We start from the raw sequence: 2,792 nt of genomic DNA, 5'->3' as shown, positions 1-2,792 counted from the left end.
CGCAAGGGCGATGGCGAGCCTGGTGTGAAGAGCATTTGGCTCGGACTGCAGCGCATCAGAGACGTGGCAGCCGGGATCAAATACGCCAAAGAATCTCATGACTTATGAAGATGTGTGTAATGAGATGCCTTCAAAGCCCTGGCCTCAGCGGCGCGCGCCTTTGGCGCGTCCGCTGGAGGCGCATGTTATGCGCAACGCTTATTTATCAACCCATCCTGCTGGCGAGCATATGTGCAATATTTGATTGATTTCATCAAATACCATTCTCCCGTGATCACGCGATGTTGCACAATCGGCTTCAGGTGGAGTTTCGCCGCTAGTTACGGAAAGATTAACATATCCGCTATCAACACGAATTTCTGGTTTATTCGTTGATTGTATAGAGCTTATCGCGCCAACTGCATCTATGTCAGCACCTGCATAATTTGGCGAACCTCCTTGATCCGGAAGCAAGTCTACCAATTTAACATATGTATAGCTTTCGCCTTCTACTACTCCAACACCAATAAATTGATCTATGTCTATACCGTAGGTCCCACCTGATGTATCACCGACCGATATCCAGTTTCCTAAATCTGTTTTTATATACACTTCTGTTGGTTCTATAGCCGGCCCTTCCTCAAATATCCATAAATCCGCAGAGACATCTCCGGATGTCGTAAGGGAGTTATCTGTGAATTTTAAAATTATTACTCCCGCATTACCAAGAGATACGGTTCCATCACCCTCGTGACCAAAAGTGTAATCAGGAGGGCCTAACGCAGTTTCTGGAATGTTATAAGGATAAGCAACCCCAGCAGTCGGCGAATATTCGATCACCTCGTCCGCAAAAGATGATGCACCGCCCGGAAATTCAACGCCCCCTATCTCCTCTGCATAAACAGGGAATAAAAAATTAAGTAAAACTATCATCATCGCGTATGACATGTATCGCATTAGCTTCTCCATAAATTGAAAATGCTGGATTTTTCTCATTGATGGTTCCTGCGCATAACGCCGCAAACACCGGAGGCAAAACCGGAGCGGAGCGAAGATTTTGACTTCCGTGTGATTTGCCTTGTTATGTAAAACTTTCATTTGAAGCAATGATGCACGAAAGTGCGTCTACAAATTCACTGAATTGTTGTTCAATTATTGTAAGAGGAGGGTCGATTCTAAGAAAAGAACCTCTATTACAAACAATATACCCTCGCTCTATCAAGTCATCGTATATCTTACTTGTGATTCTCTCGCTCGCTAAATCGATAGCAAACATCAAACCTCTACCACGAATTCCAATAGCAACCTTTCCATCGACAAGAGATTCGAGTTGCGCATGGAATTTCACTCCTTTCTTTCGTGCACCTTCGATTAGATTTTCGTCTGTTATTGTCTGAATTACTTCCCTGACCACTGCTGCAGCTAATGGATCATTTTGATGCCCTTGCATATAGTCAAATGACGATTCTTGCAACTCACTAGCTATTTCTTTATTTACAATAGCCACACTAACAGGGTAGCCATTACCGACACCTTTGCCAACGGCAATCATATCTGGCTCAATGTCGTAGTGTTGATATCCAAACCACTTTCCCGTTCTTCCAATGCCTGTAGTTACCTCATTAGCTATTACTTTGCCTTTGTTTTTCCTGACGATGGAAACTATTTTTTTAATCAACGCCTTGGGTGGAAATCTAACGAAGCCAGACGCACTTCCTGGTTCAAAAACAAATTCGGAAATATTCTCAGGAATACTTAGAAGTGCCTTACAAGAAGAATCACAAGCATTCTTACTGGGGCATGTTTCGCACTTTTCCCAATTGAAACTATACCAATTTTTCTCTCGATCAATGACGGAACTATAGGAACCAAGATATGCATCATGGAGCGTTAGAGTTTTGTGCTCTTTACCAGACAAAGTTCTTGATATTTGCCGTAAAATTTCAATCGCTTCACTTCCAGAGCTGAGAAATACACATTTTCCAGACTCAAAGTTAGTTAGATTTAACAGCGAATTTGCCACACTATCAACTATTTCACTAGAGTAGCAAAACCCAACGTGCATGATTCGATCGATCTGATCTTTGATTGCATCGTTAATTCTTCTGTTTTTGTGCCCCAGTGCGGCACACCAAACACCAGACTCCAAATCCATGTATCGTTTCTCATCGGAATCAAATAGATATACGCCGTCACTTCTTATGATATTTGGGATTTTTAGTTGGTGACCGGTGCAGTCAAGAATGTTTTTCATTTCCCCGCCTCCTCTCATTGTCTTGGACTTTTTTCACATAACGTAAGGCTAAGGCGACTCAAATTGCGCTTGCAAAAAAGCAAAAAAAGCCCCTGAACTCGATGCGCGGTTTGGGGTCGCCTTGAGCCTTTTGTTAGACAAATTACAATGTGCCAATGGCTATTTTTTTTGTGGTTCGGGCGCCTGAGCTTTTTCACGGTGAATATCGAAAGTTCTTTATTAAACTCGAATATATTCCGCCAGACTTCTGGACTATATCATCTACTATATATTGTCGAATTCGTACTAGCTCGTATATGTCTTCATTGAAGTCAAGGCTTACACCATCCCATTACACAGAACTCTGAGTGTACGATAGCGAACTATTTTTTCTGAGACATGTTGGAGCACACGATGGGCTGGGCGTCGGAAGAATTGGCCTCGATTGATCTGGGCGACACGCGCCGCAACCGGCGCGCGATTCAGTTGATCGAGCGCTTGGCTGAGCATCCGACGGCGAGTATTCCGGGGGCCTGCAACGGCTGGTCGGAGACGCAGGCGGGCTATCGGTTTCTCGGCA

At 43.9% G+C, this 2,792-nt stretch carries 4 protein-coding genes; 2 read left to right on the top strand and 2 right to left on the bottom strand.

Annotated features, from left to right (window positions below; genetic code table 11):
- Positions 1-108, top strand: a 108-nt coding sequence (locus THIDRDRAFT_RS27180; protein ID WP_139058894.1) for an IS4 family transposase, incomplete at its 5' end; no start/stop codon positions are given.
- A 90-nt stretch (positions 109-198) separates the two neighbouring features.
- Here the strand turns inward: THIDRDRAFT_RS27180 and THIDRDRAFT_RS25165 are convergent.
- A complete protein-coding gene (locus tag THIDRDRAFT_RS25165; protein ID WP_245535921.1) occupies positions 199-975 on the bottom strand; it encodes a hypothetical protein in 777 nt (258 codons plus the stop codon).
- 85 nt (positions 976-1,060) lie between these two features.
- Positions 1,061-2,233: an aminotransferase class III-fold pyridoxal phosphate-dependent enzyme gene (locus THIDRDRAFT_RS25160; RefSeq protein WP_007043345.1), complete on the bottom strand. Its 1,173-nt coding sequence runs from the start codon at positions 2,231-2,233 to the stop codon at positions 1,061-1,063.
- A gap of 378 nt (positions 2,234-2,611) precedes the next feature.
- Here THIDRDRAFT_RS25160 and THIDRDRAFT_RS25155 point away from each other — a divergent pair.
- Positions 2,612-2,792, top strand: a 181-nt coding sequence (locus THIDRDRAFT_RS25155) for an IS4/Tn5 family transposase DNA-binding protein (protein WP_425358453.1), incomplete at its 3' end; no start/stop codon positions are given.

Origin of the sequence: Thiorhodococcus drewsii AZ1, assembly GCF_000224065.1 — a bacterium.
Classification (GTDB): domain Bacteria; phylum Pseudomonadota; class Gammaproteobacteria; order Chromatiales; family Chromatiaceae; genus Imhoffiella; species Imhoffiella drewsii.
The sequence above is the reverse complement of the archived record's forward strand: the minus strand, read 5'-3'. Positions and strand labels throughout refer to the sequence as shown.

Coding starts and splice junctions, on each gene's coding strand:
- THIDRDRAFT_RS25160 (WP_007043345.1), bottom strand. CDS start 2,233: ATGAAAAACATTCTTGACTGCACCGGTCACCAACTAAAAATCCCAAAT.
- THIDRDRAFT_RS25165 (WP_245535921.1), bottom strand. CDS start 975: ATGAGAAAAATCCAGCATTTTCAATTTATGGAGAAGCTAATGCGATAC.